Here is a 25,507-nt window from a genome sequence, read left to right on the forward strand (position 1 = left end):
CGCTCTCACGGCGACTCGATGTCTCAAACCGCACCCCCAGATGTCGCATAATCCCGCGGATCCCAGTGCTAGCGCGGGCGCAGCCGACCCCGGTGTTCGCTGCACAAGGGCCCCGATTACCTTCGAATCGGTTCAGAACTTTTGCTTGACCGGCGACGTAAGTAGAAGTAGCTTCGACCGCATGGTCACCGCAGACCCCCGCAGCACTGCTGCACAGCCTCTTCCCCGCACCTCCGACGAGTCTCAGCAGCTGCTTTTGCAGATGCGCGGGATCGTCAAGGTCTTCCCCGGCGCCCGCGCCCTCGACGGCGTCGACCTCGATGTCCGACCCGGCGAAGTGCACTGCCTCCTCGGCCAGAACGGCGCGGGGAAGTCCACCCTCATCAAGACCCTCGCCGGGGCCCACCAGCCCACCGAGGGCGAAATCCTCGTGGACGGGAACGTCGTCACGATCCCGTCCCCGACTGCCGCCCTGGCGCTGGGTATTGCGACGATGTACCAAGAGCTCGACGTCGTCGACGGCCTCTCGGTTGCCGAAAACATCTTCCTCGGGCACGAACTCTCGCGCGGCGGCTTCACCGCTCGCTCGAAGGCGTCGAAGATCACCCGCGAGCTGATGAAGCGCCTCGGCCACCCCGAGATCACGCCGCACCGCGAGGTGGGCAGCCTCTCGGCGGCAGGCAAGCAGATCGTGCAGATGGCTCGCGCCCTCTCGCACGAGGCTCGGGTCATCATCATGGACGAGCCGTCGGCGGTACTCGATTCGGAGGAGGTCGAGAACCTCTTCCACGTGGTCCGCCAGCTCACCGAATCCGGTGTCGCGATCGTCTATATCTCGCACCGGCTCGAAGAGATCCGCGCCATCGGCGACCGGATCACCGTCATCAAGGACGGCGCGACGGTCGCCAAAAACCTCGAGGTGGTCGACACGCCGACCTCGGCGCTCATCACCCTGATGACCGGTCGCGCCGTCGAGTATGTCTTCCCCGACAGGCCAGAGGTCGCCACTGAGGCTGAGACGCTGCTGAAGGTCGAGAATCTGGGCCTGCGTGGCTCCTTCGCCGATGTCTCGCTCGAGATCCGCGCGGGCGAGGTCGTCGGGCTCGCGGGCCTGGTCGGCTCGGGTCGCTCCGAGATCCTCGAGACGATCTATGGGGCGCGTCGCGCGAGCTCAGGGACCGTCAGTGTAGCGGGCAAGCGGTTGCGCGCCGGCTCCGTGACCTCGGCGGTCGACGCGGGGATCGGCCTGTGCCCGGAGGAGCGCAAGAGCCAGGGCCTGCTCCTGGACGAGCCGGTCTACCGCAATATCACCCTCTCGACCTTCGACCGCTTCGCCAAGCGCGGCTTTCTCGACGAGCGCTCCGAGCGCGCGGCGGCGGCCGAGCAGGCGGTCGCACTCGACCTGAGGCCCGCCGGGGTCGACCGCGACGCCCGCACCCTCTCCGGAGGCAACCAGCAGAAGGCGCTCCTCGCCCGCTGGCTGGTGCGCGGCTGCCGCGTCCTGCTTCTGGATGAGCCGACCCGCGGGGTCGACGTTGGAGCGCGGGCAGAGATCTACACCCTGATCCGGGATCTCGCGACGAACGGCGCTGCCGTCCTCGTGGTCTCCAGCGAGATCGGCGAGGTCCTCGGGCTTTCGGACCGAGTGCTCGTGATCTCCGACGGCGCGGTGGTCCACGAGGGCCCCGCCGATTCGATCGACGAGCACCGTGTGCTCGATCTCGTCATGGAAGGAAGTGCAGCGTGAGCGGACAGCTCGACACAGCGACGTCGATCGGCGGTCCGCAGGAGGACGCCGCCCGTCACGCGTCGGCCGCCACCGGAGGCGCCAGCGGTGGGACCCCGCCCCGCGCCCGCTCGGGGCTGGCCGCCCTGATGCAGGGTTCGCTCGGCCGCAACGTCGGCCTCGTGCTGGCGCTGGTCATCCTGTGCATCGTCGGATTCGCGACGGCGGGGGAGCGGTTCGCGAGTGTCGAGAATGTGCTCACGATCCTCCGGCTTGCCGCGGTCATCGGGGTGCTGAGCATCGGTATGACCTTCGTCATCACCTCGGGCGGGATCGACCTCTCGGTCGGTTCGGTGATGGGCCTGGCGACGGTCTGGGCGAGCACCGTCTCGACGCAGTTTTACGCGGCGAACACCTCGTGGCTGGTGATCGTGCTCACCGCGGTGCTGGTCGGCCTGGTCTGCGGATTGATCAACGGAGCGCTGATCGCTTACGGACGCGTCGTTGCGTTCATGGCGACGCTGGCGATGCTCGTTGCCGCCCGCGGGTTCGCGGAGCTGATCTCGAATCGGCAGACGCAGATCGTCACGGTCACTCCGTTCCTCGACTTCTTCCGCGCGGACGTGCTGGGCATCCCGGTGCTCGTGCTGATCTTCGTGGTCGTCGCGGTCGCGGGCTGGATTCTGCTCAATCGCACTACCTTCGGCCGGCGCACCATCGCGGTCGGCGGTAACCCGGAGGCGGCCCGCCTCGCCGGCATCAAGGTTCGCCGACACACCATGTACATCTACGGCCTCGCGGGTCTCACGGCCGGCATCGCCGCGGTCATGATGCTCGCGCGCACCACGGCCGGCACCTCGACCCACGGCCAGCTGTACGAACTCGATGCCATCGCGGCGGTCGTCGTCGGCGGCACTCTCCTCGCCGGAGGCCGAGGCACCATCGTCGGCACCGTCTTCGGCGTCCTTATCTTCACGACCCTCACCAACGTCTTCACGCAGAACAACATGTCGACCTCGGCCCAGGCCGTGGCGAAGGGCGCGATCATCGTCGCCGCCGTTCTGCTCCAGCAGCGCTTCGCCGCTCGCAGCCGAAAGTCCTGACCCCGCTCCCCTCCACAGCACCCACCCGACCACCCAGGTCACCTCCCGCAGGACACCTGTGCCCTGCGGCACCACGCATCGATCGAAGGAGATCACCCCCATGCCCGCACGCCCCTTCTCCCGCAGCCGCCTCGGCCAGACCGCACGGCTCGGCTCGGCCGGACTCGCTTTCGGCGCCGTCGCCCTCCTGCTCACCGGCTGCATCTCGAACACTCCCGTCGCCTCGGGCAACGCCGGAGGGAGCGCCGCCGCCGTCGCCGCCTCCGACAACGATGCGTCGGGCGAGAAGGTCGTCATCGGCTTCACCGCCCCCGCGGCCGACCACGGCTGGATGGGCGCCGTGAGCCGTGCGGCCATCGCGGAGGCAGAGAAGTACGACGATGTCGAACTGCGCACCGCCGAGGGCACCAACGACGTGAACCTGCAGATCAGTCAGGTCGAGACCTTCATCAACGACGGCGTGAACGCGATTGTGCTCCTCCCCATCGACGGGGCGGCGCTCACCCAGGTCGCCACGCAGGCGATGGAGGCGGGCATCACCGTCATCAACGTCGACCGCGAGTTCTCGAGCCCCTTCGCGGCTCGCTCGACGATCCTGGGCGACAACTACGGGATGGGCGTCAGCGCCGGCACCTACATCTGCGGCGAGCTGGGCGACACGCCCGGCGCCATCATCGCCGAGATCGCGGGCATCGACTCCCTCCCGCTGACCCAGGACCGCAGCCAGGGCTTCGCGGACGCGCTCAAGGGCTGTGGCCTGAGCGTGAGCAACCGTGTTGCCGCCGACTTCACCGTCCAGGGCGGCGAGCAGGCCGCGGCCAACCTCCTCCAGGCGGCGCCGAAGATCGACGCGATCTGGAACCACGACGACGACCAGGGCGTCGGTGTCCTCGCGGCGATCGACAGCGCGAACCGCAGCGAGTTCCTCTTCGTTGGCGGCGCCGGCTCGGCGAACGTGATGCGCTCGATCGAGGCCGACGACAGCGTCGTCAAGGCCACGGTCGTCTACCCCTCTACGCAGGCTGCGGACGGCATCAAGCTCGCCCGCCTTGTCGAGCAGAACAAGTCGATGAGCGACACGACCTCGCTCGGAGTCCCGCGCCAGATCCAGCTCTTTGCCCCGGTCGTCACGAAGGACAACGTCGCCGAGTACCTGCCCTCGGCCTTCGAGTCCTGATCGACCCCACCGACCAGGGTCGGCGCGGGAACGCTCCCGCGCCGACTCCCGCTCCAGCGCCGCCGCGAGGTCGCTGACGACCCAGGCGCTGTGCCATCGAACGACGAGAAAAGGGGAGGAACTGTACGACACCGGCCCGAGGGCCGGATAGGAGGAGACCGGATCCGCAACGTCGTGCGGACAAGAACGGACCCGGCCTCTGCGATGAACACCTCGTTGAAGGAATCACATCACGCATGAATGATAAGCGACCCTCGAGAAGAAGCATCAGGCGACTTCTCGCTCTCGGCATCGCCGGGTTGGTGACGGTCTCCGGACTCACCGCCCTCGGCCTGCCCGCCTCGGCCCACGATGGAGTGGACCACGGCTCGGAGCCGGGCGCGGAGTCCGCGCTCGACTGGAGCAACTACGAGAAGGTGCTGCTGACGAAGAACGTCGGCGAACCCCTCGACCTCGCCGTCCTGCCCGATAAGTCGGTCCTCCACACGGCTCGAAACGGCGAGATTCGCCACACCGATCCGAAGACCGGCACCACGCGCGTCGTGGCCACCATCCCCGTTTACCAGAACTCCGAGGACGGGCTCCAGTCGGTGGGCATCGACCCCGATTTCGCCGAGAACCAGTGGGTTTACGTCGTCTATGCGCCGCCCGGCACTACGCCGACCGGTGCGGCCCCTAACATGCTCCCCGAGGGCGCCGACGACAGCTATTGGGACCAGTGGAAGGGCGCTAACCGCCTTTCGCGATTCAAGTGGACCGGATCGACGATCGACCTCTCGACCGAGCAGAAGATCATCGAGATCGAGACCCAGCGCGGGCAGTGCTGCCACGTGGGTGCCGACTTCGACTGGGACGCCGACGGCAACCTGTACCTCTCGACCGGTGACAACACTCCGGCGAGCGCGCCAGGAGCCGCGGGCTTTGCGCCGAACAACGACGCGCCGCGGATGAACCCCGGCTTCGACTCGCGTCGCGGCGCCGGCAACACGAACGACCTCCGCGGCAAGATCCTCCGGATCGCTGTCCAGGAGGACGGGACCTACACGATTCCAGAGGGGAACCTGTTCCCCGAGGGCACCGAGAAGACCCGCCCGGAGATCTTCGTGATGGGCGTGCGTAACCCGTTCAAGATCGATGTCGATGCCGAGACGAACACCCTCTCGTGGGGTGACTACGGTCCCGATGCGACGAAGGCCGCTGCGGCCGACGGCGTGCGCGGCCCGATGGGTCTCGTGGAGTGGAATGCGACCGGTCTCGACCAGCCGCAGAACTCGGGCTGGCCCTACGTCCACGGACCGAACGCGGCGTATAACGAGTGGAACTTCGAGACGGCGACGCCCCGCGGCTTCTTCGACCCGCAGAACCTGAAGAACAACTCGCGCTGGAACACCGGCCTTGTCGACATCCCGGCGGCGACGTCGGCGACCGTCTACTACGGCGACAACCCGGGCGACCAACCGTTTGACGAGCTCGTGAACTTCGGTACCGGCACCGGTCAGGGCCCGATGGGCGGGCCGGTCTATCACTACGACGCGGAGAACACCTCGACGTCGAAGTTCCCGGAGTACTGGGACAAGAAGACGTTCTTCGGCGAGTTCTCGCAGGACTACATCGCGGCATTCACGCTCGATGAGGACCGCGCGGTCACGCACATCGAGGACTTCCTCCCCAATGCCGCGCTCAGCCAGGCTGCGCAGCCGATCCACGACAACCCGATGGACATGGAGTTCGGCCCCGACGGGTCGATGTACGTGATCGAGTACGGCGACGGATTCTTCCGCGCCAACCCCGACGCGGGCCTGTACCGGATCGACTACGCCGAGGGAAACAAGGCCCCGCAGGCGCGTTTCACCGCGACTCCGCTCTCGGCGTCGCAGAGCCCTCTCGAGGTCACGTTCGACGCGAAGGGCTCCTCCGACCCCGAGGGCGACGCGCTCACCTACGACTGGGACTTCGACGGCGACGGCACGTTCGACGCCACCGGAGTGACGGCGAAGAAGACCTACACCGAGCTCGGACAGTTCACGGCCCGACTGCGCGTCACTGACGCCAAGGGCAAGTTCAGCCTGACCTCGCGGGTCATCTCGGTCGGCAACCAGGCGCCGCAGATTCAGATCCAGACTCCCGGCAACGGCTCGTTCTTCGAGTGGGGCGACGCGATCCCCTACACGGTGACCGGCACGGACGCGGAGGACGGCGACCAGATCGTCAGCAGCCGCGTCAACTGGACCTACGGTCTGGGCCACGACGAGCACGCCCACCCCGAGGTCACCGGCACCGGTGCCCAGGGAGCGTTCCCCACGTCGAAGGACTCGCCTGAGCACGGCCCCGGCGCCCTGCTCTACGGCACCGTCGTCGTGACCTACACGGACGCCGGCTTCAACGGACTGCCCCCGGCCACGGCCGAGGCGACGCTGCGGCTGAACCCGAAGACGCAGGAGGCGGAGCACGCCGCCCGTGAGGGCGTCCTGCCCTACGCGGACACCACCGCCAGCGGCGGCAACGCGGTCAGCGGACTCGGTGCGGGATCCTTCCTGCGCTGGGACCCGGTGAACCTGGCCAACCTGACCGGCGTCGTGGTCCGCGCCACCGGTGAGGGCACCGTGGATCTGCGCTGGAACGCCGCCGATGCGGCTCCCTTCGGAACCGCGACCATCCCCGCCGGAGCAGGCTGGAAGGACGTCCTCGTCCCCTTCGCCAACGCTCCCCAGGGCACCGGGTCGCTCTACGTGACCTCGCCCAACGGACTGTCGCTCGACTCCCTCACCTTCCAGGGTGTCGGCGCCGGTGACAAGACGGCCCCGACCGTCACGGCGACGCTCGACCCCGCTGCTCCCACCGGAGTCGGCGGTGTCTACAACAAGCCCGTGACCCTCGGCCTCGCCGCCGCGGACAACGGTGCGATCTCGACCGTGCAGTACTCCGCCGACAACGGGACGACGTGGACCACCGTCCGCGCCACCAACGGTGCATACACGGTGCCGTTCACCACGAACGGGGCCCGGACGATCCAGTACCGCGCCACGGACACGGGCGGCACCGTGTCGACCGTCGGCACTGTGTCGTTCACGATCGACCTGGCCGCGGCGAACGCTCCGACCGTCGTGTCGACGACGACCGTCGCCCTCTCGGCTCCCCGCGTGACCTTCGGGGCACCGGGCGAGGCGACTGTCACCGTCACCGGTGAGGGTGGAACGCCGAGCGGAGAGGTCGTCCTCGTCGAGGGCGGCACCGAGCTCGGGCGCACGACGCTGAAGGACGGGAAGGCGACCTTCGCCCTGCCGCAGACCCTCGGCGCAGGCACGCACACCCTCCGAGTCGCCTACGGCGCGGACGGCACCTACAGGACCTCAGAGGGCACCGCCCGCCTGATCGTCTCGAAGGCCGCCTCGGTACTTACCGCGACCGTCTCGCCGAACCCGGTCAAGCCTGGCGCCAGCGCACAGGTCACGATCGGCGCCGAGACCGAAACCGGAGTGGCCGGAACGGGCCAGGTGAGCGTGATGGTGAAGCGGAACCTCTCCACCGTCGCGATGCTCACCGGGACCCTCGACGAGAACGGAAAGGTCGTCGTGACGCTGCCGAAGCTCGCGGCGGGGAGCTACAAGCTCACCGTCACCCACGCCGCCACCGCGAACACTACCGCCGCGTCCGCCCTGCTGAACCTCACTGTCCAGCAGTAGCGCCCGCCCGGGGGCCGGCCGCCTCGGCCGGCCCCCATCCCCCGAACCACCTGCCATTTCGAAGGAGAAATGATGCACCACCACCACGCATCCATCACGGCCAAGCCGATGAGCCGGCGCTCGCTGATGACGGCCCTGGCCGCCTCGACGGTCGCTGTCGGAGCGGGAGCCTTCGCGGCACCCGCCGGGGCCGCCCCCGCGCCCTCGTCCGGCTCCACGCGGCTGGTCCCGATCAACCGCATCGGCATCCAGCTGTACAGCGTCCGCGACAAGGTCGCCTCGATCGGCTTCCGCGCCGTCTTCGAGGAACTGGGCCGCATCGGCTACAGCGAGATCGAGTTCGCCGGGTACACCCAGGGCCAGGTCGGCGCGATCACCCCGCAGGAGATCCGCACGCTGCTCGATGACAACGGCCTGCGCGCCGTCGGGTCGCACGTCGGCACCAACCTGCTCCGCTCGGAACTGGGCCGGCAGATCGAGATCGCGCAGATCCTCGGCACGCCGCACCTCGGCACGGGCAACGCGCCGACCAACGTCAACACCGTGGCCGGCTACCGCGCCGCGGCGGACGAGTGGAACGCCTGGGGCCAGCAGGTCTCGGCGGCGGGCATGAAGCTCTACCAGCACAACCACGCGGGAGAGTTCGCCTTCGGTTCGGACGACCCCAAGACCCGCCTCTACGACGTCTTCTACGACAACACCGACCCGCGCCACGTGTACCTCGAGATGGACGTCTACTGGGCGTACGTCGGCAAGAAGCTCTACCCCGGCTTCGAGCCGCTCGACTACATCACGCGCAACCCGCGCCGCTACCCGATCCTGCACCTCAAGGACGGCAAGACGAACAACGCCAACACCAACGGCTACGACATCGTCGAATTCGGTGCGGGCAACCTGCCCTACCAGGCGTTCCTCTCGGAGCTGCGCGACCGCGGCCAGCGCTTCGGCGTGTGGGAGCAGGACACCGCTCCCACCTTGGCGACGCCGCCGAGCACGGGGAACTCCCTCGAGGCCGCTTCCCGCAGCTACTCCGCGATCGCGGCACTCCGTGGCTGAGCGTCGGCGCCCCGTGCGCACCTCCAGCACCACCTCCAGCACGACTACGCGCACGAGCGCACCGAGGAGAACCCTGATGAAGTGGAAGACGCCCACGGCGGTCCTCGCGGCCGCCTCCCTCGCGATGGTCGCCGCGCCGTCGGCCTTCGCGGCCACGACGGACTGCACCACCGAGCTCGGCAACCAGACGATCACCGGCGACCTCACCGTCGCCGCCGGTGAGACCTGCGTGCTCGGCAACGTGAGTGTCACCGGGAACGTCATCGTCGGCGACGACGCCTGGCTGGACGCCACGTCGGCGACCATCGGCGGCGACGTCATCGGCACGGACGCCTACGGCATCTCGATCGACGGCACCAGCGTCGGCGGAGACGTCGTGTCGTTCTCGGAGGGCAGCCGCTCCGGGTTCCTCTACCTGCGCGACCTCACGGTCGGCGGCATGGTCGAGGCCGGCGGCATCGACGTCGAGTTCAGCGACCTGTCGGTCGCGGGCGGCGTGAGCACCGCGGCGGCGAACTACGTTGACGTCGACCGGACGAGCGTGGGCGGGGACGCCGTCTTCGCCGACAGCGACTTCGGCGTGAACGTGCAGGGCGCGATCGTCGGCGGCTCGCTGACGGTGAGCGGCTCCTCGCGCGGCGTCCTGCTGGGCGCGAACGAGGACGGCTCGTCGAGCGCGCTGGGCAACACCGTCGGTGGGGACCTCACGCTCTCGGGCAACTCCGGGAACGTGCAGCTCGCGGGTGCGACGGTCGGCGGGCGCATCGTGCTCGCGGAAAACGCGCCGGCCGTCAACTTCGGTGCAGGCAACTCTGCCGCGTCCGTCTCCGGCGACTTCACCGGCACCGCGGCGGGCGCTGCGGCCGAGGGCGACCAGTCCGTGGCCGTCATCGTCCCGGAAGCGCGCGAGGGTGAACTGACGTGGAGCCTGGAGGGCACCAGCAACCTGGTGAACCTCGGAGTCGCCGAGGAGCGGGGCGACCACTTCGCCGCCTCCGGTGAGCTCGTGCCGGTCAGGGTGACCGACTCGCGCCTCACCGGACCGGCCTGGTCGGTTTCGGGACAGCTGAGCGACTTCCGCGCCGGCACCCAGACCGTCTCGGGCAAGTACCTCGGCTGGACCCCGGAGGTCCTGGAAAACGACGGCGGTGCCGTCGCCGGCGCTCCCGTTCCCTCCGGCTTCGACTCGGGTGACGGCCTCGCCACCGCCCGCGTCCTCGGTTCGGCCGCGGCCGAGCACCCGACCGGATCCTCGGTCCTCGGCGCCGACCTCGACCTGAAGCTCCCGCTCTCGGTTGGAACCGGCACCTACACGGCGACGCTGACGCTCACCGCGCTCGGCTAGCCACTCCCACCCCTCCGCGAGATGCCTCTTCGGTACGCCACGCCCGGCGTGTTGCGTACCGAAGAGTCATCTCGCGGGAACCCCACTGCGAACGGACGTTGGGCTCATGCCACGCACCTCCCGAACCACCGCCATCCTGCTGCTGGCCTCGCTCCTTGCGGCAGGGGGGCTCGCGGCGCAGGCGGGCGCCCAGGAGGCGGACGGCGCCGTCACCTGGGGGGTGCGCCCCGCCGACACCGAGCAGGGCAGTGAGCGCCCGAACTACGCCTACGCCCTCGACCCGGGCGGGCACCTGAGCGACGCCCTGATCGTGTCGAACTACGACGACGAGCCCCAGACGTTCCGCGTCTACGCGGCCGACGGCTTCATCACCGAGGCCGGCCAGCTCGACCTGCTCCCCGCCGCGGAGCCCTCGACCCAGCTCGGCAGTTGGATTTCGTTCGAGGCCCCCGAGATCACCGTGCCGGCGGGTGAGAGCGTGCAGGTGCCGTTCGAACTCGCTGTGCCCGCCGACGTCACGCCCGGCGACTACGCCGCGGGCGTCGTCTCCTCGATCCTGGTGCAGGGCGAGACCGGAGTGTCGGTCGACCGGCGCCTCGGCTCGCGGATGTACCTCCGCGTGGGCGGCGACCTCGCTCCGCGCTTGGCAATCGACGACCTCACCGTCGCGTACGACGGGGGCTGGAACCCCTTCGCCCCCGGCTCCGCGACCGTTGACTACACCGTGACCAACGCGGGCAACACCCGCATCGCGCCGGGTGCTGACTTGAGCGTCGCGGGGCTGTTCGGCCTCGCTCCGGTCGCTGCGACCGATCCGGAGCCGCTGCCCGAGCTACTGCCCGGCACGTCCGTGACCCGCAGCGTGACGGTCGCCGGCGTCTGGCCGCTCTTCGTGGCGACCGCCCAGGCCGTTCTCTCGGGCACTGTCGTCACCGCCGACTTCTCGGCTGCCCCTTCCACGGACGCGGTCCCGGAGGTACCCCTCGCGTCGGCCGAAGCCGCCGCGGTGGCGGTGCCGTGGAGTGCGCTGCTCCTCCTGGCCCTGCTGGTGGGGCTGATCGTGCTGAGCGTGGTGCGTCGGCGTCGGCGCGCTCTGCGCGAGCAGGGGCGGATCGACGCGGCCGTTGCCGCCGCGCTTCAGGCGCCTGACCGGGTGGAGGTCGACTCCTGACCGGGTGCGGCGGGTTCGATCTGCAGGGGATCGTGCCGCGGACGCCCATTTCAGCCCGTCAGGACGGTGGCGACGGCCAGATCCCCTGCGAATCGCACGGACTCCTGCAAATCGGACGCTGGGAGGACGAGCCTGCCCCCCGCTCAGCGCTCGGCGCGCCGCTGGGCACGCAGACGCTCGAGGAAGGCGTCGACCGTGCCGGGGGCGAGCAAGTGACCGCGGAGCATCAGTGCGGCGCCTCGCACGCCTCCGCTGCCGCCCAGCTCGGCGGTGACCACATCGAGACGCTGCGTCGCCAGGGGAAGGGAGCGCTCGTCGATCACCGCGCGAACGGCCGAGACGATCTCGGGGCTGGCGAGGGCGACCGCTCCGCCGAGCACGATGACGGACGGATTCAGCAGGCTCACGCAGGTCGCCAGCACCTCGCCGAGCTGGAGCCCCGCGATCCGCGCCGCCTCGACGGCCTCGGGGTCGCGCGCCCTGAGCAGGTCGATCAGTTCGCGCACGGAGTGCACGTCCCGTCCTGCCCGGGCGAGGCCCGCGGCCAGAGCGGAGCCGCCCGCGACGGCCTCGAGGTCGCCCTCCTGGCCGCCGGCGGCGAGGGGCGCGGTGCGCGGGACCTGCACGTGGCCGAGATCACCGGCCGCGCCCAGGGCGCCGCGCTGGAGCAGCCCGCTCGAGACGATGCCCGCTCCGATGCCGGTGCCGACCTTCACGAACATCAGATCGAGCGCGTGCGGGAACCGCGAGGCGCGCTCGCCCAGGGTCAGCAGGTTCACGTCGTTGTCGACGAGCACCGCGGTGTCGTAGCGGCGACGGACGGACGCGGGGATGTCGAAGCCGTCCCAGCCGGGCATGATCGGCGGTCGGATCGGTCGACCGCTGGCATGCTCGACCGGACCGGGCACGCCGACTCCGATGCCCGCGATCGCCGACGGAGCGACGCCGGCCGCCGCGAGAAGGTCGCCGCACACATCGAGAGCGTGCTCGAGCACCGGCACGGGCCCCTGAGCGATGTCGAGTTCCTCGCGCCGCTCCGCGATGATGCGGCCGTCGAAGTCGGTCAGCGCGATCGTGGAGTGGGTCGCTCCCAGGTCGATGGCCAGGAGAGAGCGCACGGCCGGATCGAAGACCAGCCGCGCCGAGGGCCGGCCGCCAGTCGAGGGCGCACGGTCGAGGTGCGCGATCAGGCCCAGTTCGAAGAACAACTCCAGCCGCGTCATGACCGCGGTGCGGGCGAGCCCGGTCTCCTCGACCAGCTCCGCTCGGGTGCGCGGACGCCCGTCGGCGAACAACCGAAGCATGTCGCCTGTCGCGGTCCCCGCTCGCTCGGTCACGCTCAGCTCCTTCTCTCGGCCACGTGGTCGGTGTCGTCGGGGGGCACCTCCGAGGAAAGCAGTCGCTGTGCGCCGATGCAATTGTGGCGCGCGGCAGGAGCGGGACGCGCGCGCTGCGATCCTGAGCAGACGGGTCGAGCCGCCGCCGCCCGCCGATGCGCCGCGGCTTCCCCTTCTCATTCGACCGCGCGCCGGAGTCCGTTCCTCGTCGCGGCCGTCACCGACCGTCCAGCACATCTAGATAGCACATCCAGCCCGACAGCACGTTCAGACAGGAGAGAACGATGACCTCGTCCGACACCACCACCGCGCGGCGAGGCACGCGCATCGGCCTCTGGCTGATCGGAGCGCGGGGCAGCGTCGCCACCACCGCCACCGTCGGCCTGCACGCGATCGCCGCGGGCGCCGCGCCCAGTTCGGGCTGCGCCACCGCGACCCCCGCCTTCGAGGATGTCCCGCTCGCCGGCTTCGCCGACATCGTCATCGGCGGCCACGACCCGTCGTCCACGGGGCTGCTCGAGCGGGCGATGGGACTGGCCGCCGGTGGCATGTTCTCGACCTCGGTTGTCGCCGAGGTGACCGAGCGGATCGACGCGACCGACGCCGAGCTCCGTCCCCTCGCCTCCGACGCCGCGTCGCAGCAGGAGGAAATCGACCGCCGGGCCGCCGACATCGTCTCGTTCCGCGAGCGCCACGGCCTCGCCCGCGTCGTCGTGATCGACGTCGCCTCGACCGAGGTCCTCCCCGCCGACCGCCCCGAGTTCCACGACCTCGCCGCCCTGCGTGCCGCGCTCGCCCGTCCAGGGGAGCGGATCCTCCCGCCGAGTTCGATCGCCGCGCTCTCGGCGGTCGTCGCGGGTGCCCCCTACGCCTGCTTCACTCCGTCGACCGCGCTGGCCCTGCCCGCGCTCAAGGAGTGGGCCGCCGAGGCGGGCATCCCGATCGCGGGACAGGACGGTAAGACTGGCGAGACCCTCCTGCGCAGCGTGCTCGCGCCGATGTTCACCGCCCGCGGCCTGCGCGTGCTCTCGTGGGCGGGCGCCAACCTGCTGGGCGGCGGGGACGGGCAGACCCTTGCCGACCCGGAGGCGGTGTGCTCGAAGCTCGTCTCGAAGAACCGCGGATTGCGCAGTCTCCTCGGCGATGACGTCGTCACTCCGCTGCACATCGACAATGTGCCGGACCTCGGCGACGTGAAGACGGCGTGGGACCACGTGCACGCTGAGGGCTTCTTGGGCTCGCGGATCACGGTACAGACGATCTGGTCGGCGTACGACTCGGCGCTCGCCGCTCCGCTGATCCTCGACCTCGCGCGCCTGCTCGCGCTCGCTGACGAGGCGGGCGTCTCGGGGCCGGTGGGCGAGCTCGGCTTCTTCTTCAAGGACCCGTGGGGGAGCGACGTGCACAGCTTCGCGGAGCAGACCGCCGAGCTCGTGGCGTGGGCCGCCCGCACCGGGGCACTCGTTGTCGAGCACCGAACACCCATGACGTCCGGGAAACGCCGCGATGGCTGAGCTGCGCGATTACCTCGAGTTGGTCCGGGCGCGGGCGGCGCTGACGGTGATCGGCGACACGATCGCGGGCGGAGCGTGGGCAGGCCGCCGGATCGGGGCGCGGACCGTCGCGCTGCCGCTGGCGTCCGTGCTCCTCTACTCCGCGGGTATGGCGCTGAATGATTACGCGGATGCCGCACTCGATGCCGAGGAACGGCCGGAGCGGCCGATCCCCTCCGGGCGCATCAGCCGCGCGGCGGCGCTGGGCACCGCGGCGGGTCTGACCGTCGCCGGAGTGGCGGTCGCGGCCCTCGTCGAGGGTCGCCGCTCGCTCGCCCTCGCGCTGCCCCTCGCCGCCGGCATCTGGTCGTACGACCTGCTCGCGAAGCCGACTCCGCTCGGCCCGGTGGTGATGGCGGTCTGCCGCGGGCTCGACGTGCTGCTTGGCGCGGGAGTGTCGGGCCTCGGTGCCGCGGCACCCGCCTCCGTCGCCCTTGCGGCGCACACGCTGGGAGTCACGGTGCTCTCGCGCGGCGAGGTGCACGGCACGACGGCCGTGACCGCGGGGGCCGCCGCCGGCGGCACCGCGACGATCGCGCTCGCCACTGCGGCGGGCGTCCTCGCCCAGCGGAGGGCCGTCCCGGCCGCCGTGGTCGCCGCGGGTCTGGGGCGCTGGCTGCTCCTGGTGCTGCGGGCCCAGCTTCAGGCCGCGCGGACACGGACGGCCGCGGCTGCGCGCACCGCCACCCGCGCAGGCATCACGGGGATGATCGCGCTCCAGGCGTCCCTCGCGGGGCTGCGGCGACCCGGGCTCGGCGCGGCGCTGCTCGCGCTCGACGCGCTCGGCTCCCTCCTGCTTCGCCGCCCGCGGACGGCGGACATCACATGACCGGCCCCGTGCTCGGCTACGGTACGAGCGGCTTCGCCGACCACACTCTCGAGGACGCGCTGACCGTGATCCACGCCGCCGGCTACCGCGCCGTTGCGCTCACCCTCGGGCACCCGCACCTTGATCCGTTCGCCGTCGACTGCCGCGAGCAGGCCCTCGCGCTGCGGTCCCGGCTGGAGGCGCTGGGCCTGCGCGTCGTGATCGAGACCGGCGCCCGCTATCTGCTTGATCCCTTCGTCAAACACCGGCCCACGCTGGTCGATGAGGAGGCGGAGCCGCGGCTGCGGTTCCTGGAGCGCGCCATCGAGATCGCCGCGCTGCTGGGCGCCGACGCGGTCTCGCTCTGGTCGGGAGTCGTGCCCGTGGGCGGCGACCGGGCCGCAGCCTGGCGTCTCCTGATCGAGCGGATGCGCGGCATTGTCACCGCGGCCGAGCGCCACGGCGTGCGGCTGGCGTTCGAGCCCGAGCCCGGGATGCTGGTCGAGACGGTCGCCGATGCGCTGGTGCTGCGGCGCGAACTCGGCGACCCGGACGTCCTCGGGCTGACGGTCGACCTCGGGCACTGCGTCGTGGTCGAGCCGGACGGCGTGGTCGGTGCTCTGCGGAGCGCCGCCGGGCTGCTCCTGAACGTGCAGGTTGACGACATGCTCCCCGAGCGGCACGAGCACCTCGAACTCGGCACCGGCTCCCTCGACCTCGCGGCGGCGTTCGCGACGCTCGCCGAGATCGGCTACGAGGGGATCGCGGCCGTCGAGCTGCCCCGGCATTCGCACGACGCGCCACGTCTGGCCGTCGCGAGCCTCGCTGCGATGCAGGAGGCGCGCAGCGGCGCGTCCGCGCGCATCGAGCACCCGTGGACCGCGACCGCCCGAGCCGCCATCCGGGAGCGGCCGTCGCGGATCGAGCGCTTCTTCCCCGCCGCAGGGCGCGAGGCCGGGCGGGAGCCGCTGCGGCCGGACGTCGATCCGCAGGGCCTCGTGCACGCCAGTCAGGACGACGCGGCCCGCGCCGCTCTGGTCGAGGCGGCCGCGCAGGTGCTCGCTGACGAGGAGTTGGCGGCTTTGCTCCTCCGCCTCTACCGCGGCGGAGACGGCGCCGAGCGGCGCGGCGTGCTGGCCGGCCTGAATGCGCTGGCCGGCCTGAACGTGCTGCCCGACCCGGGGCCCGCGACAACCGCCGTCGGCCTCGAACTCACGGCCGACGCCCTGCGCGCGAACGACACCCGCCTCGTCGCCACGGCGATGGGCTCCTTCGCCCGCCGCCACCTCAATGCGCACTCCTGGCGCCACGGCGTGCTCAAGCTCGTGTTCCTCGGTATCCCGCTCGCGGCGGTCGCCGGGCTCCAGGAGCGCAGCGACGCCGAGTTGCGCGCGATGGCCGGCCGCTTCGCCGACGAGCGTCGTGCGGCCGGGCGTCCCCTCCCCGATGATCTGGCGGTGCTCCTACCGAGCTGGTCGTCTCCCACTCGCCCCCGATCCCTGGGCCTTCCACCACCGATGAGAAAGGCGCGATGATGCGTATCTTCGACCCGCACATCCACATGACCTCCCGCACCACAGACGACTACCAGGCACTGTTCGACGCCGGCGTCCGGGCGGTGGTCGAACCCTCGTTCTGGCTCGGCCAGCCGCGGACGAACGTCGGCTCCTTCACCGACTACTTCGACGCCCTGATCGGCTGGGAGCGTTTCCGCGCCGCGCAGTTCGGGATCCGCCACCACTGCACCATCGGACTGAACCCGAAAGAGGCGAACGACGCGCGCTGCCGTGAGGTGCTGCCCGAGCTCGACCGTTACCTCGCCAAGGACGGCGTCGTCGCGGTCGGCGAGACCGGCTACGACTCGCTCACCCCGGAGGAGGACCAGGTCTTCCGCCAGCAGCTTGAGCTCGCCGGCGAGCACGGGCTCCCCGCGATGGTGCACACTCCGCACCGCGACAAGGAGTCGGGAACGCGCCGCACCCTCGAGGTGGTCGCCGACTCTGGCCTCGCGTCCGAACAGGTGCTTGTCGACCACCTCAACGAGGTCACGGTCGATGCCGTCCGGGACTCCGGTTGCTGGATGGGTTTCTCGATCTACCCCGACACCAAGATGGACGAGACCCGCCTGGTGACGCTGGTCGAGCGGATCGGCCTGGACCGCGTGCTGGTCAACTCCGCCGCCGACTGGGGCCGTTCGGATCCGCTCACGACCGCGAAGACCGGTCGCCTCCTCCTCGTGGCCGGCTTCAGCGCGGCCGACGTGGACCGGCTGCTCTGGCAGAACCCGGTCGAGTTCTACGGGCAGAGCGGACGCCTGGACCTCTCGCCCGTCGCGGGCTTCGACGCGCAGGAGTCGGCTGGCCGCACTTTCGAGGGCAACTCGGTGCTCCGGGGCGCGCCGCGGGTGGCGGAGGTCGTCTGATGCACCTCTCTTATTGCACCAACGTGCACCCCGCCGAAGACCTGGCCGGAGTCGTCCGCCAGCTCGACGTCTACGCCGGGCCTGCGCGCGTCGCGGCGGGTCTCGACCTGGTCGGCGTGGGCCTGTGGATCCCGCGGGACCTCGCCGCCCAGCTCGTCGCCAGCGCCGAGGACCGCGCCGTGCTGCGCGCCGCCCTCCAGCGCAACGGCCTCGAGGTGCGCACGCTGAACGCGTTCCCCTACGCGGCCTTCCACGCCGAGGTCGTCAAGCTCGACGTCTACCGGCCCGACTGGACCACTCCCGAGCGTCTGCAGTACACGATCGACTGCGCGCGGATCCTCGCCGATCTGTTGCCCGCGGGCGCCGACGGCAGCATCTCGACCCTCCCGCTCGGCTGGCGCGAGGGCTGGGGAGCCGCGGACGATGCGGCGGCAACCCGGCAGCTCGCCTCGCTCGTGGAGGAGTTGCGGGACCTGCGCCGCTCGACCGGCCACGCCATCCGCCTGGCGATCGAGCCCGAGCCCGGCTGCATCCTCGACACCGTCGATGACGTCGTCGACTGGCTGCACCCGCGGATCGGCGTGGTCGACCCCGCGTACGTCGGCGTCTGCCTGGACACCTGCCACCTCGCCGTCTCCTTCGCCGACCCGGCCTCGGCCGTCCGTCGCATTCGTGACGCGGGGCTGCGCGTGGTGAAGGTGCAGGCCTCGGCCGCGCTGCACCTCAAGGACCCGGCGGGGCGCGCGGCACTCACTCCCTTCGTCGAGAAGCGCTACCTGCACCAGACCCGCGAGAACGGAGTCGACGGCGTGCTCCGCGTGGACGACCTGCCCGAGGCGCTCGAGACTCTCCCCGGCACGGGACCCTGGCGCGTGCACTTCCACGTGCCGCTGCACCACCGGCCCGAGCCACCGCTCTCGGCCACGACGGCAGTGCTCGCGGAGGCGGTCTCGGCGGTCGACGCGTCCTGGCCGTACGACGAGATCCACCTCGACGTCGAGACGTACACCTGGTCGGTGCTCGCAGAGGCGCCGAGCGACCTTTCCACGGGCATCGGCGCCGAACTCGCCTGGGCGGCCGAGCACTTGCTCACCCCCGCAGCGCGCACGGCGCTACTGGCGCCCCTCCTCTCGCCGGCGGTGGCCCGGTGAGGCCCGTGCTGCTGCTCGACGTGGTCGGGCTGACCTCGACGGCGCTCGCCGATATGCCCCGTCTCTCGCGGCTCGCCCGGAGCGGCGGGCGGCTGCCGCTCGACACAATCCTGCCCGCGGTCACGTGCAGCGTGCAGTCCACCATGCTCACCGGGACGATGCCCGCGCAGCACGGGATCGTCGGCAATGGCTGGTACTTCCGCGACCTCGGCGAGGTGCACCTCTGGCGCCAGCACAACCGTCTCGTCAGCGGCGAGAAGGTGTGGGAGACCGCGCGGCGCCTCAGCTCTGAGCCGTACCGCGCGGCGAACATCGGCTGGTGGTACGCGATGGGAGCGACGACCGACGTCACCGTTACTCCGCGCCCGATCTACCATGCCGATGGCCGCAAGTCGCCGGACGCCTACATCCGCCCGCCGGCGCTGCACGATGAGCTGGTCTCCCGTTTCGGAGCGTTCCCGCTGTTCCACTACTGGGGGCCGACTGCGTCGCTCCGCTCGACACAGTGGATGGTCGACGCGACCCGGCATGTGCTGGCCGGCGACGGTGCCGGCCCGCCCGAGCTGACGACCGCCTACCTCCCGCACCTCGACTACGACCTCCAGCGCTTCGGGCCGGAGTCGCCCGAGGCGCGGCGGGCCGCCTCGGAACTCGACGTGGTGCTCGCTCCGCTGCTGGATGACGCCCAGGCGCTGGGCGCGTCGGTGATCGTGGTCGCCGAGTACGGGATCGCCGACGCGGATACTCCCGTCGACGTGAATCGGACCCTCCGGTTCGAGGGCCTGCTCGAGGTGTACGTGCAGGAGGGACGAGAGCACCTGGATCCGTGGACATCGCGAGCATTCGCGGTCGCCGACCACCAGGTTGCCCACGTCTATGTGCAGGACGCGGCCGACCTGCCGCGGGTGCGCTCGCTCCTGGAGGCGCTGGACGGCGTCGATGAGGTGCTCGACCGGGAGCAGCAGGCGCGCTACGGCCTCGACCACGAGCGCTCGGGGGAGTTCGTCGTCGTCGCCCGGCCGGGAGCGTGGTTCACCTACTACTACTGGCTTGACGACTCCCGCGCGCCCGACTTCGCCCGCGGAGTCGACATTCACCGCAAGCCCGGCTACGACCCGGCCGAGCTCTTCTTCGACCCGGCCGACCCGCTGGTGAAGGCGAAAGCGGCGGGAAATCTCGCCAAGAAGGCGCTCGGGCTGCGGTATGCGATGAATCTGGTGCCGCTGGACGCGTCGCTGGTGCGGGGCACCCACGGAAGGCTGCCGGTCTCGGCTGCCGACACTCCGCTCGTGCTCGCCTCCGACCCGGACCTGCTGCCGGTCGGCGCCGCGTCCCTCCCGGCGACGGCTGTGCGCGACCTGGTCCTCGCCGCGCACGGGCCGGCCCTCGCGCGCCGAGCGGAGACGCTCACGCGCTGACTCCGCGGTCGACCCGTCGCGCGGGGCCCGTGCATCCGTGTAACACGGGCCTCTCGTGACGGATCGACGGCTGCCCTGATGGTTGCGCGGATACCGCGGTCTCACTCCTCTTTCTTCTCTCCCATCAGCGCGTAGCCAAGCGAGATGAGGGGTGCAACCATGGCGGCTTAGTAGGGCTTCGCGGCGCGACGTGATACACCCGTGACGGTTCTTCTCAGGGATTTGTTTTCGTACGCCCGGGGTAGTGGAATCTTGGTTGGGCGTGCAAGGGTTTTTTGCATAAACCGTTATTTCGTTCCGTTCGCGATCGAGTTCTTCGAGACCCCATGTCCTTCGCAATCTGCGCCATCGGTGTTCTACTTCGTGCCTTAGCTACGACATCCTGGCGGACCTTATCCCGAGACGGATTTGGCACTAGTACGGGTGTCTTCCCCGGCAGCGACCGACCGTCGCCCTGCCCCAGGCAGTCAACTGAATCTTCCCGTGGAACGCCGAAATGACGGGGAATCTGCCTACCGGCCACCACAGCGAGCTGCGGGCATGTTCGGCGGAGCCCCGACAGCAGCACCGGTCATAGTCCCTGGCCAAGGCGCGGGGATACACAATGGTGACTCCCGGGGCTTCTGATCGTGTGCTGGCGGCATGCTACGGTCTCGGAGCAGTATCAGGACCAAGAAAGGAACATTCCATGGCTCAGATTAGTGTTACGCCCGAAGAACTGAAGCAGCAGGCTCAGGTTTACACCCGCTCGAAGGAAGAGATCGAGCAGGCCATTCAGAAGGTGAACCAGATGAACTCGACCATTGGTGAGGAGTGGAAGGGCCAGGCGTTCCAGGCGTATCTCGAGCAGTACAACCAGCTTTCCGAGAGCGTGAAGAAGTTCGAGGAGTTGCTGGTGAACATCAACGAGCAGTTGAACAAGTACGCGGACACCATTGCTGAGCGTGACGCGCAGGATGCGCAGAGCTTCGGCTTCTAGCAGCTTCCCGGGCGCAGAAGACTCGGCACGGCGATCTCTCCTCGCGAGAGGGTTGTGTGCAGGTGCGTTTGCTGTCGCGGTGACGGTAAGCGCACCTGCTTTCGCGTTCGCCTCCGATGACGACGGTGAGGGGCGGTTGAATCTTGACACCACTGTTCTCGTGAACGAGTCGGTGGGCGCCGGTTCCACGGGAGACTTCGCGATTCGTGGTGACCTGTTCTCCGCGGATGTTTCTGCGAGGGCGCACAAGGAGCAAGAGGCGGCGGCTGGCCGGCTGACGGTCGCCAACACCCTGGACTTCGCGCACGTAGAGACCAGCGTGGCCGACTATCAGCAGGTCCGGGCGGCACTGTGATCGAAGTCACCCTGGAGCATGCGGGCAAGCAGGTCGACCTGTTGGTGCCCGGCGAGGTCACGTTCGATCGGCTGACGCAGCTGATCCGGGATGGCTGTGCGGCGATGGGAATGGTGCTGTCCGAGGGGTTCTCGTTGGCGCTTGATGACAAAGCCCTCGCCGTGAGCGGCTACGACGTCATCTCGTCGTTCGGGATCGGTAATGGTGGCCGTCTCCAGATTCGAGAGTGAGTGGGTAGCGAAAAATGCCGCAGACCCATTTAGTGAGCTTCGACGTAAAGGAAGACAAGTATGACTGATCTGCAGTCTGATTCTGGGCTCGTGGGGAGCCGCACGTTCTTGCCGTTGGGAAGTGTGGTGATTCTGAACGGTTCGGTGAAGAAGCTAGTGATCGTCAGTCGAGGGTCGATCGTCGAGGATGCGTTCTTCGACTATGGCGCGTTCCTGTATCCGGAGGGCCTGATCCACACGAATATCGCCTATTTCAACCAGGACGACATTATGAAGACCGTGCACGAAGGGTACCGGGACACGGACGACGAACTGGCCGTCGACATGTTGAACGATGCCCACACTCGATTCCAGCAGAAACGAAACGAATCGGTCTCCGCTTCCGTCCCGGTAGCGTCCGCTGCCAGGGCCGCAGAGGACGACCCGTTCGCCAGTGTGCGGGACGTGGGAGATGACGATGAATGAGGACCAGGCGTTGGCGCAGGTGCGGGAACTCGATGAGGTCATCGCCCAGCTGGACACGGTGCGCGGCGAGGCGGAGGGGTTCCGGGTCGATGACTATAAGGATGCGGGTGGGGCGCTGTGGGCTGGGCAGAGTCGCACCAGTTTCACGGGTGCTCTCGACGGGGCGAGGTCGGATTACGCGCGCATCAGCGATCAGATCGGGCAGGCGATTGGTGACTGCAAGAGCAAGCAACGCGCGCTCGCGTTCTCGATCAATCCGCTCGAGCATCCGGTCCTTTCCGCGCAGGCGGTCGCGATAGCGCTGAACTGAACGAGACGTCAGAGGAGGTAAGAGATTATGGGTTCAGACACACGAGGCATAGCCGACGGGTTCCATGAGGAGACTCGGACGGTGTCTACTCTCACGTCCCGCGTGGCGGAGACGAAGGACGCATGGGATCGGGGTGGTGACCTGAATGTTCCAGGGGTCACGGCTGTCACCGAGATCTCCGCTGACCTGTCGACGTTGGTCGCGTCGTTTGGTGCGGCGGCGCAGAAGGACACGAACGAGTTCGATCAACTCGGAGTAAATATTGAGGTGCAGGACGCGCAGGATGCGCAGGGCGGCGAGGTGTCCGAGTGAGTGTGGTGGAGTTTTCTGCGGATTCGTGGCAGGCGTCGTCTCCGGGGTTGCAGAAGAGTCTCGCAGAGCGGAGTGAGGCGCTTGATGCGCTCCTGCAGGGGCTTCAGAGTCTGGCCGCGTCGGGGAATATCAGTGGTCAGGGTGCGGATGCGATGCGTGCGTATATTCGGGAGGTGCATGTCCCGATTGTGCAGTCCCTGTTGGTGTGTCTGTCGACGTTCCAGACCGCGATTGGCGTGTATTGGAACGGATATTCCCAGGTGGACACGGACGGGAATTTCCGGCTCGTGAACGACGAGTTCGACGCGCACCGTGTCCAGCTTGATACCGGCATCGAGCAGTTGCGCGGGTTCGCCGCCGACTTGCGGTCGATTGCTGCGAGCGCGTCGCATCTGGTGTCGTTGGACGGCGCGGGCGCTGGCGCGGCCGATGCCGCTGCGGAGGGTTTCGAGCGGATGCGGTCGATTGTGACGTCTCAGCAGGAGACGTGGGCGGCGTATGAGGCCACGGATCCCGGGTTCGGTCAGGTGAAGAACCTTGTGGCGGAGTTGAACCGGGTGGTCGCGAACCTGGGGAGTCTGACTGTCGGGCAGGGACGCTCGTATGTGTCGGGGAGCTTTAATCTGACGTTGCGGACGTTGGGGGAGTTGACCGGGGGGATGCTGGATTACTGTCGGGAGAATCAGCAGGCTGCGTCCGATGGGTGGGACAGCTTGTTCTCTGGGTATGTCGAGGATGTTGAAGCGGAGCAGGATCGGCAACGGAAAGAGGATGCCCTGTGGGGGGTGTTGTGGGATGGGATCCAGGTCGTTGAGGGTGTGGTGATTGTCGCGGTGGGCGTGGTGGGTACGCCGTTCAGCGCGGGTGCGACGTTGGCGTTCGCGGGGTTGGGTGGGTCGTTGATTGTGGGGGGTGTGAACAGTGCGATTGATCACGCGTCGATCGTGTCTACTGGTGAGGGGTTGAATCTGGTCGGGATGGCCAGTGATCAGGTGGGCCGATGGTATGACGTCACGGTGATGCAGCCGGCGGTCGGGTCGGGGTCGTGGGCGGGGCAGTTCGTCGCGAGTGTCGGGTCGGGTGTCGGGCAGGTGATTAGCGGTGCGGCGCAGATGAATCTGGGTGACACGGGGCGTGGGATCGAGGCTCTCGTCTTTGACGAGGGTGTGCGTCATCAAGCGTGGCAGCAGGTGACGACGCTTGTTGACCAGGTCCGCGAGGGTAACCCGGTTGTGATCGGACAGCTCGTTGGGAACGCCCTGCCCGGAGCGGCGGCGTTGAAGATCGCGAAAGCGAGCGGACTTGTAGGTCAGGCGAACAAATTCGCTGACTTCGGGAAACCCATCATCACGAACCCGAGCAGGACCACCAGCGCCCTGGACTGGCTCAAGAACCAGATCGGCGCGGGAGGGGTGACAGCCAGCGACGCAATGGACTCCGTGAAACAAGGGGTGAATGGTGGGGGAGATCTGGTACCTACCGCACACCAAGCCCTTATGGATCAACTCCTCCGAGTCGGTATCAAAGTCAGCCCCGAGAAGGTCGTCACAATAATGACGACACCAGAGGGCAAGATCGTCTGGCTCGAACGAGGGACCACAAGCGATGTGACACCAAATCCATCAGGCCTTGCTCATATTATCGAAGCACACGGAGATGAGTTCGCTCAGAAAGGGATCAGTGAATCCCAGATCCCCGATCTCCTTTCGAGAGCAATCCAAGAGAACAAAATTGTTGGTAATCAAGGGAAAGGGACGGGACGCCCAATCTACGAGGTGGAGTATAATGGCGAGACAATGAAAATTGCTATTACTACTGGAAGCAATGGTTACATCGTAGGAGCGAATATCAAATGAGCGATTTCAATATCACGCTTCCTGTGATTGCTCCGAACGAACGTCCTCACGTGGACATTCACTACGAATGGACGCAATTCCCGCTTTGGCTTAACGGGAGATACGGGATCGACAGTATCGCCGGCCATGAGATCGGCCTCAGCTCGGAGCTCGTTCGGGATCTTTTGGCCTGGAGCGATGCAGCCGATGCTCAATTCGAAGCTGACGACCCAGCTAACAGTGCCGCTCCGGCCAATTTTCTTGAAGACGGATTTGAATTAGCGAAACGAGTGCGTGCGGAACTTTCTGCAGAATGGATTGTGACGTCCTACGATCCCCGTGCTAAACGGAAAGTTGAACTCGTCATTGACGACTGAACGGATGCGGTCGAGAGTACCGTCAGCGAGTTTGAGAATATGCAGGTGATTGCGAAGACCCAGCATGAGACGTGGCAGGCGTATGAGGCCACGGATCATGGATTCGACCAGGTCAAGAATCTTTTCGCTGAGCTGAACAGTATCCTGAATAATGTCGGGAGTCTCACTGTTGGGCAAGGGCGCTCCTACATGGCGGGGAGTTTCAATGCCACTTTGCAGAGGTTGAGCGGGTTGACCGGGGGGATGCTGGATTACTGTCGGGAGAATCAGCAGGCTGCGTCCGATGGGTGGGACAGCTTGTTCTCTGGGTATGTCGAGGATGTTGAAGCGGAGCAGGATCGGCAACGGAAAGAGGATGCCCTGTGGGGGGTGTTGTGGGATGGGATCCAGGTCGTTGAGGGTGTGGTGATTGTCGCGGTGGGCGTGGTGGGTACGCCGTTCAGCGCGGGTGCGACGTTGGCGTTCGCGGGGCTGGGTGGGTCGCTGATTGTTGGGGGTGTGAACAGTGCGATTGACCACGCGTCGATCGCGTCTACTGGTGAGGGGTTGAACCTGGTCGGGATGGCCAGTGATCAGGTGGGCCACTGGTATGACGTCACGGTGATGCAGCCGGCGGCCGGGTCGGGGTCGTGGGCGGGGCAGTTCGTCGCGAGTGTCGGGTCGGGTGTCGGGCAGGTGATGAGCGGTGCGGCGC

The 25,507-nt window shown here is 68.4% G+C and carries 23 protein-coding genes; 22 read left to right on the forward strand and 1 reads right to left on the reverse strand.

Translation table 11 applies throughout. The features are described from left to right. Positions 1 to 262 precede the first annotated feature (262 nt). The 7 genes from HRF29_RS10840 (at position 263) to HRF29_RS10870 (ending at position 11,261) form a co-directional block, all read left to right on the forward strand. Positions 263 to 1,747: a sugar ABC transporter ATP-binding protein gene (locus tag HRF29_RS10840; RefSeq protein ID WP_173248727.1), complete on the forward strand. Its 1,485-nt coding sequence runs from the start codon at positions 263 to 265 to the stop codon at positions 1,745 to 1,747. Positions 1,748 to 1,875: 128 nt separating this feature from the next. Further along, positions 1,876 to 2,829 carry an ABC transporter permease gene (locus tag HRF29_RS10845; RefSeq protein WP_173248729.1) on the forward strand — a complete coding sequence of 318 codons (954 nt, stop codon included), beginning with the start codon at positions 1,876 to 1,878 and terminating at the stop codon, positions 2,827 to 2,829. Positions 2,830 to 2,929: 100 nt separating this feature from the next. After that, the gene (locus HRF29_RS10850) at positions 2,930 to 4,006 is read left to right on the forward strand and encodes a substrate-binding domain-containing protein (RefSeq protein ID WP_173248633.1); all 1,077 of its coding nucleotides are present in this window, start codon (positions 2,930 to 2,932) and stop codon (positions 4,004 to 4,006) included. 236 nt (positions 4,007 to 4,242) lie between these two features. Next, on the forward strand, positions 4,243 to 7,689 hold the full coding sequence (locus HRF29_RS10855; RefSeq protein ID WP_173248635.1) for a PQQ-dependent sugar dehydrogenase: 3,447 nt from the start codon (positions 4,243 to 4,245) through the stop codon (positions 7,687 to 7,689). A gap of 72 nt (positions 7,690 to 7,761) precedes the next feature. Next, complete coding sequence (locus HRF29_RS10860; protein WP_246226915.1) at positions 7,762 to 8,745, forward strand: sugar phosphate isomerase/epimerase family protein; 984 nt, start codon at positions 7,762 to 7,764, stop codon at positions 8,743 to 8,745. Positions 8,746 to 8,821: 76 nt separating this feature from the next. Beyond that, positions 8,822 to 10,090, forward strand: coding sequence for an autotransporter outer membrane beta-barrel domain-containing protein (locus tag HRF29_RS10865; protein WP_173248637.1), 1,269 nt, complete (start codon positions 8,822 to 8,824; stop codon positions 10,088 to 10,090). A 106-nt stretch (positions 10,091 to 10,196) separates the two neighbouring features. Beyond that, positions 10,197 to 11,261 carry a WxL protein peptidoglycan domain-containing protein gene (locus HRF29_RS10870; RefSeq protein WP_173248639.1) on the forward strand — a complete coding sequence of 355 codons (1,065 nt, stop codon included), beginning with the start codon at positions 10,197 to 10,199 and terminating at the stop codon, positions 11,259 to 11,261. A 143-nt stretch (positions 11,262 to 11,404) separates the two neighbouring features. On the opposite strand, the gene HRF29_RS10875 is transcribed toward HRF29_RS10870, so the two are convergent. After that, positions 11,405 to 12,598, reverse strand: a complete 1,194-nt coding sequence (locus HRF29_RS10875; RefSeq protein WP_343043721.1) for an ROK family transcriptional regulator — start codon at positions 12,596 to 12,598, stop codon at positions 11,405 to 11,407. A gap of 284 nt (positions 12,599 to 12,882) precedes the next feature. On the opposite strand from HRF29_RS10875, the gene HRF29_RS10880 reads away from it, so the two are divergent. From HRF29_RS10880 to HRF29_RS10950, 15 genes are all read left to right on the forward strand, one after another. Next, positions 12,883 to 14,112 carry an inositol-3-phosphate synthase gene (locus HRF29_RS10880; protein WP_173248641.1) on the forward strand — a complete coding sequence of 410 codons (1,230 nt, stop codon included), beginning with the start codon at positions 12,883 to 12,885 and terminating at the stop codon, positions 14,110 to 14,112. After that, positions 14,105 to 14,980, forward strand: a complete 876-nt coding sequence (locus HRF29_RS10885) for an SCO3242 family prenyltransferase (RefSeq protein ID WP_222929641.1) — start codon at positions 14,105 to 14,107, stop codon at positions 14,978 to 14,980. The genes HRF29_RS10880 and HRF29_RS10885 overlap by 8 nt, the downstream gene beginning before the upstream one ends. Continuing rightward, positions 14,977 to 16,494, forward strand: a complete 1,518-nt coding sequence (locus HRF29_RS10890; RefSeq protein WP_173248643.1) for an EboA domain-containing protein — start codon at positions 14,977 to 14,979, stop codon at positions 16,492 to 16,494. The genes HRF29_RS10885 and HRF29_RS10890 overlap by 4 nt, the downstream gene beginning before the upstream one ends. Continuing rightward, positions 16,491 to 17,381, forward strand: a complete 891-nt coding sequence (locus HRF29_RS10895) for a TatD family hydrolase (RefSeq protein ID WP_246226916.1) — start codon at positions 16,491 to 16,493, stop codon at positions 17,379 to 17,381. The genes HRF29_RS10890 and HRF29_RS10895 overlap by 4 nt, the downstream gene beginning before the upstream one ends. Next, entirely contained in the window at positions 17,381 to 18,532 is a 1,152-nt protein-coding gene (gene eboE / locus HRF29_RS10900) for a metabolite traffic protein EboE (protein ID WP_173248645.1), read from the forward strand. Before HRF29_RS10895 ends, eboE begins: the two co-directional genes overlap by 1 nt. After that, positions 18,529 to 19,950, forward strand: coding sequence for an alkaline phosphatase family protein (locus HRF29_RS10905; RefSeq protein WP_173248647.1), 1,422 nt, complete (start codon positions 18,529 to 18,531; stop codon positions 19,948 to 19,950). Before eboE ends, HRF29_RS10905 begins: the two co-directional genes overlap by 4 nt. A gap of 688 nt (positions 19,951 to 20,638) precedes the next feature. Then, the gene (locus HRF29_RS10910) at positions 20,639 to 20,929 is read left to right on the forward strand and encodes a WXG100 family type VII secretion target (protein WP_173248649.1); all 291 of its coding nucleotides are present in this window, start codon (positions 20,639 to 20,641) and stop codon (positions 20,927 to 20,929) included. A gap of 79 nt (positions 20,930 to 21,008) precedes the next feature. Beyond that, positions 21,009 to 21,284, forward strand: coding sequence for a hypothetical protein (locus HRF29_RS10915; RefSeq protein WP_173248651.1), 276 nt, complete (start codon positions 21,009 to 21,011; stop codon positions 21,282 to 21,284). Next, positions 21,281 to 21,514 carry a hypothetical protein gene (locus HRF29_RS10920; RefSeq protein ID WP_173248652.1) on the forward strand — a complete coding sequence of 78 codons (234 nt, stop codon included), beginning with the start codon at positions 21,281 to 21,283 and terminating at the stop codon, positions 21,512 to 21,514. Before HRF29_RS10915 ends, HRF29_RS10920 begins: the two co-directional genes overlap by 4 nt. A 60-nt stretch (positions 21,515 to 21,574) precedes the next feature. Beyond that, complete coding sequence (locus HRF29_RS10925; RefSeq protein ID WP_173248654.1) at positions 21,575 to 21,979, forward strand: DUF4176 domain-containing protein; 405 nt, start codon at positions 21,575 to 21,577, stop codon at positions 21,977 to 21,979. Further along, positions 21,972 to 22,289: a hypothetical protein gene (locus tag HRF29_RS10930; protein WP_173248656.1), complete on the forward strand. Its 318-nt coding sequence runs from the start codon at positions 21,972 to 21,974 to the stop codon at positions 22,287 to 22,289. The genes HRF29_RS10925 and HRF29_RS10930 overlap by 8 nt, the downstream gene beginning before the upstream one ends. A gap of 81 nt (positions 22,290 to 22,370) precedes the next feature. Continuing rightward, on the forward strand, positions 22,371 to 22,601 hold the full coding sequence (locus HRF29_RS10935) for a hypothetical protein (RefSeq protein ID WP_173248658.1): 231 nt from the start codon (positions 22,371 to 22,373) through the stop codon (positions 22,599 to 22,601). Then, positions 22,598 to 24,457 (forward strand): T7SS effector LXG polymorphic toxin, encoded by a 1,860-nt coding sequence (locus tag HRF29_RS10940; protein WP_173248660.1) that lies wholly within the window; start codon positions 22,598 to 22,600, stop codon positions 24,455 to 24,457. The genes HRF29_RS10935 and HRF29_RS10940 overlap by 4 nt, the downstream gene beginning before the upstream one ends. Continuing rightward, positions 24,454 to 24,813 (forward strand): hypothetical protein, encoded by a 360-nt coding sequence (locus tag HRF29_RS10945; RefSeq protein WP_173248662.1) that lies wholly within the window; start codon positions 24,454 to 24,456, stop codon positions 24,811 to 24,813. The genes HRF29_RS10940 and HRF29_RS10945 overlap by 4 nt, the downstream gene beginning before the upstream one ends. A 45-nt stretch (positions 24,814 to 24,858) precedes the next feature. Next, positions 24,859 to 25,507: hypothetical protein (locus HRF29_RS10950; RefSeq protein ID WP_222929642.1), on the forward strand; the 649-nt coding region annotated here is incomplete at its 3' end.

It is taken from the genome of Rathayibacter agropyri, from assembly GCF_013249015.1.
Taxonomy (GTDB): Bacteria; Actinomycetota; Actinomycetes; order Actinomycetales; family Microbacteriaceae; genus Rathayibacter; species Rathayibacter agropyri.

Bases quoted from the DNA above. Each gene is read 5' to 3' on its own strand.
- HRF29_RS10840 (WP_173248727.1), top strand. From the start codon at position 263: ATGCGCGGGATCGTCAAGGTCTTCCCCGGCGCCCGCGCCCTCGACGGC.
- HRF29_RS10845 (WP_173248729.1), top strand. From the start codon at position 1,876: ATGCAGGGTTCGCTCGGCCGCAACGTCGGCCTCGTGCTGGCGCTGGTC.
- HRF29_RS10850 (WP_173248633.1), top strand. From the start codon at position 2,930: ATGCCCGCACGCCCCTTCTCCCGCAGCCGCCTCGGCCAGACCGCACGG.
- HRF29_RS10855 (WP_173248635.1), top strand. From the start codon at position 4,243: ATGAATGATAAGCGACCCTCGAGAAGAAGCATCAGGCGACTTCTCGCT.
- HRF29_RS10860 (WP_246226915.1), top strand. From the start codon at position 7,762: ATGCACCACCACCACGCATCCATCACGGCCAAGCCGATGAGCCGGCGC.
- HRF29_RS10865 (WP_173248637.1), top strand. From the start codon at position 8,822: ATGAAGTGGAAGACGCCCACGGCGGTCCTCGCGGCCGCCTCCCTCGCG.
- HRF29_RS10870 (WP_173248639.1), top strand. From the start codon at position 10,197: ATGCCACGCACCTCCCGAACCACCGCCATCCTGCTGCTGGCCTCGCTC.
- HRF29_RS10880 (WP_173248641.1), top strand. From the start codon at position 12,883: ATGACCTCGTCCGACACCACCACCGCGCGGCGAGGCACGCGCATCGGC.
- HRF29_RS10885 (WP_222929641.1), top strand. From the start codon at position 14,105: ATGGCTGAGCTGCGCGATTACCTCGAGTTGGTCCGGGCGCGGGCGGCG.
- HRF29_RS10890 (WP_173248643.1), top strand. From the start codon at position 14,977: ATGACCGGCCCCGTGCTCGGCTACGGTACGAGCGGCTTCGCCGACCAC.
- HRF29_RS10895 (WP_246226916.1), top strand. From the start codon at position 16,491: ATGATGCGTATCTTCGACCCGCACATCCACATGACCTCCCGCACCACA.
- eboE (WP_173248645.1), top strand. From the start codon at position 17,381: ATGCACCTCTCTTATTGCACCAACGTGCACCCCGCCGAAGACCTGGCC.
- HRF29_RS10910 (WP_173248649.1), top strand. From the start codon at position 20,639: ATGGCTCAGATTAGTGTTACGCCCGAAGAACTGAAGCAGCAGGCTCAG.
- HRF29_RS10925 (WP_173248654.1), top strand. From the start codon at position 21,575: ATGACTGATCTGCAGTCTGATTCTGGGCTCGTGGGGAGCCGCACGTTC.
- HRF29_RS10930 (WP_173248656.1), top strand. From the start codon at position 21,972: ATGAATGAGGACCAGGCGTTGGCGCAGGTGCGGGAACTCGATGAGGTC.
- HRF29_RS10945 (WP_173248662.1), top strand. From the start codon at position 24,454: ATGAGCGATTTCAATATCACGCTTCCTGTGATTGCTCCGAACGAACGT.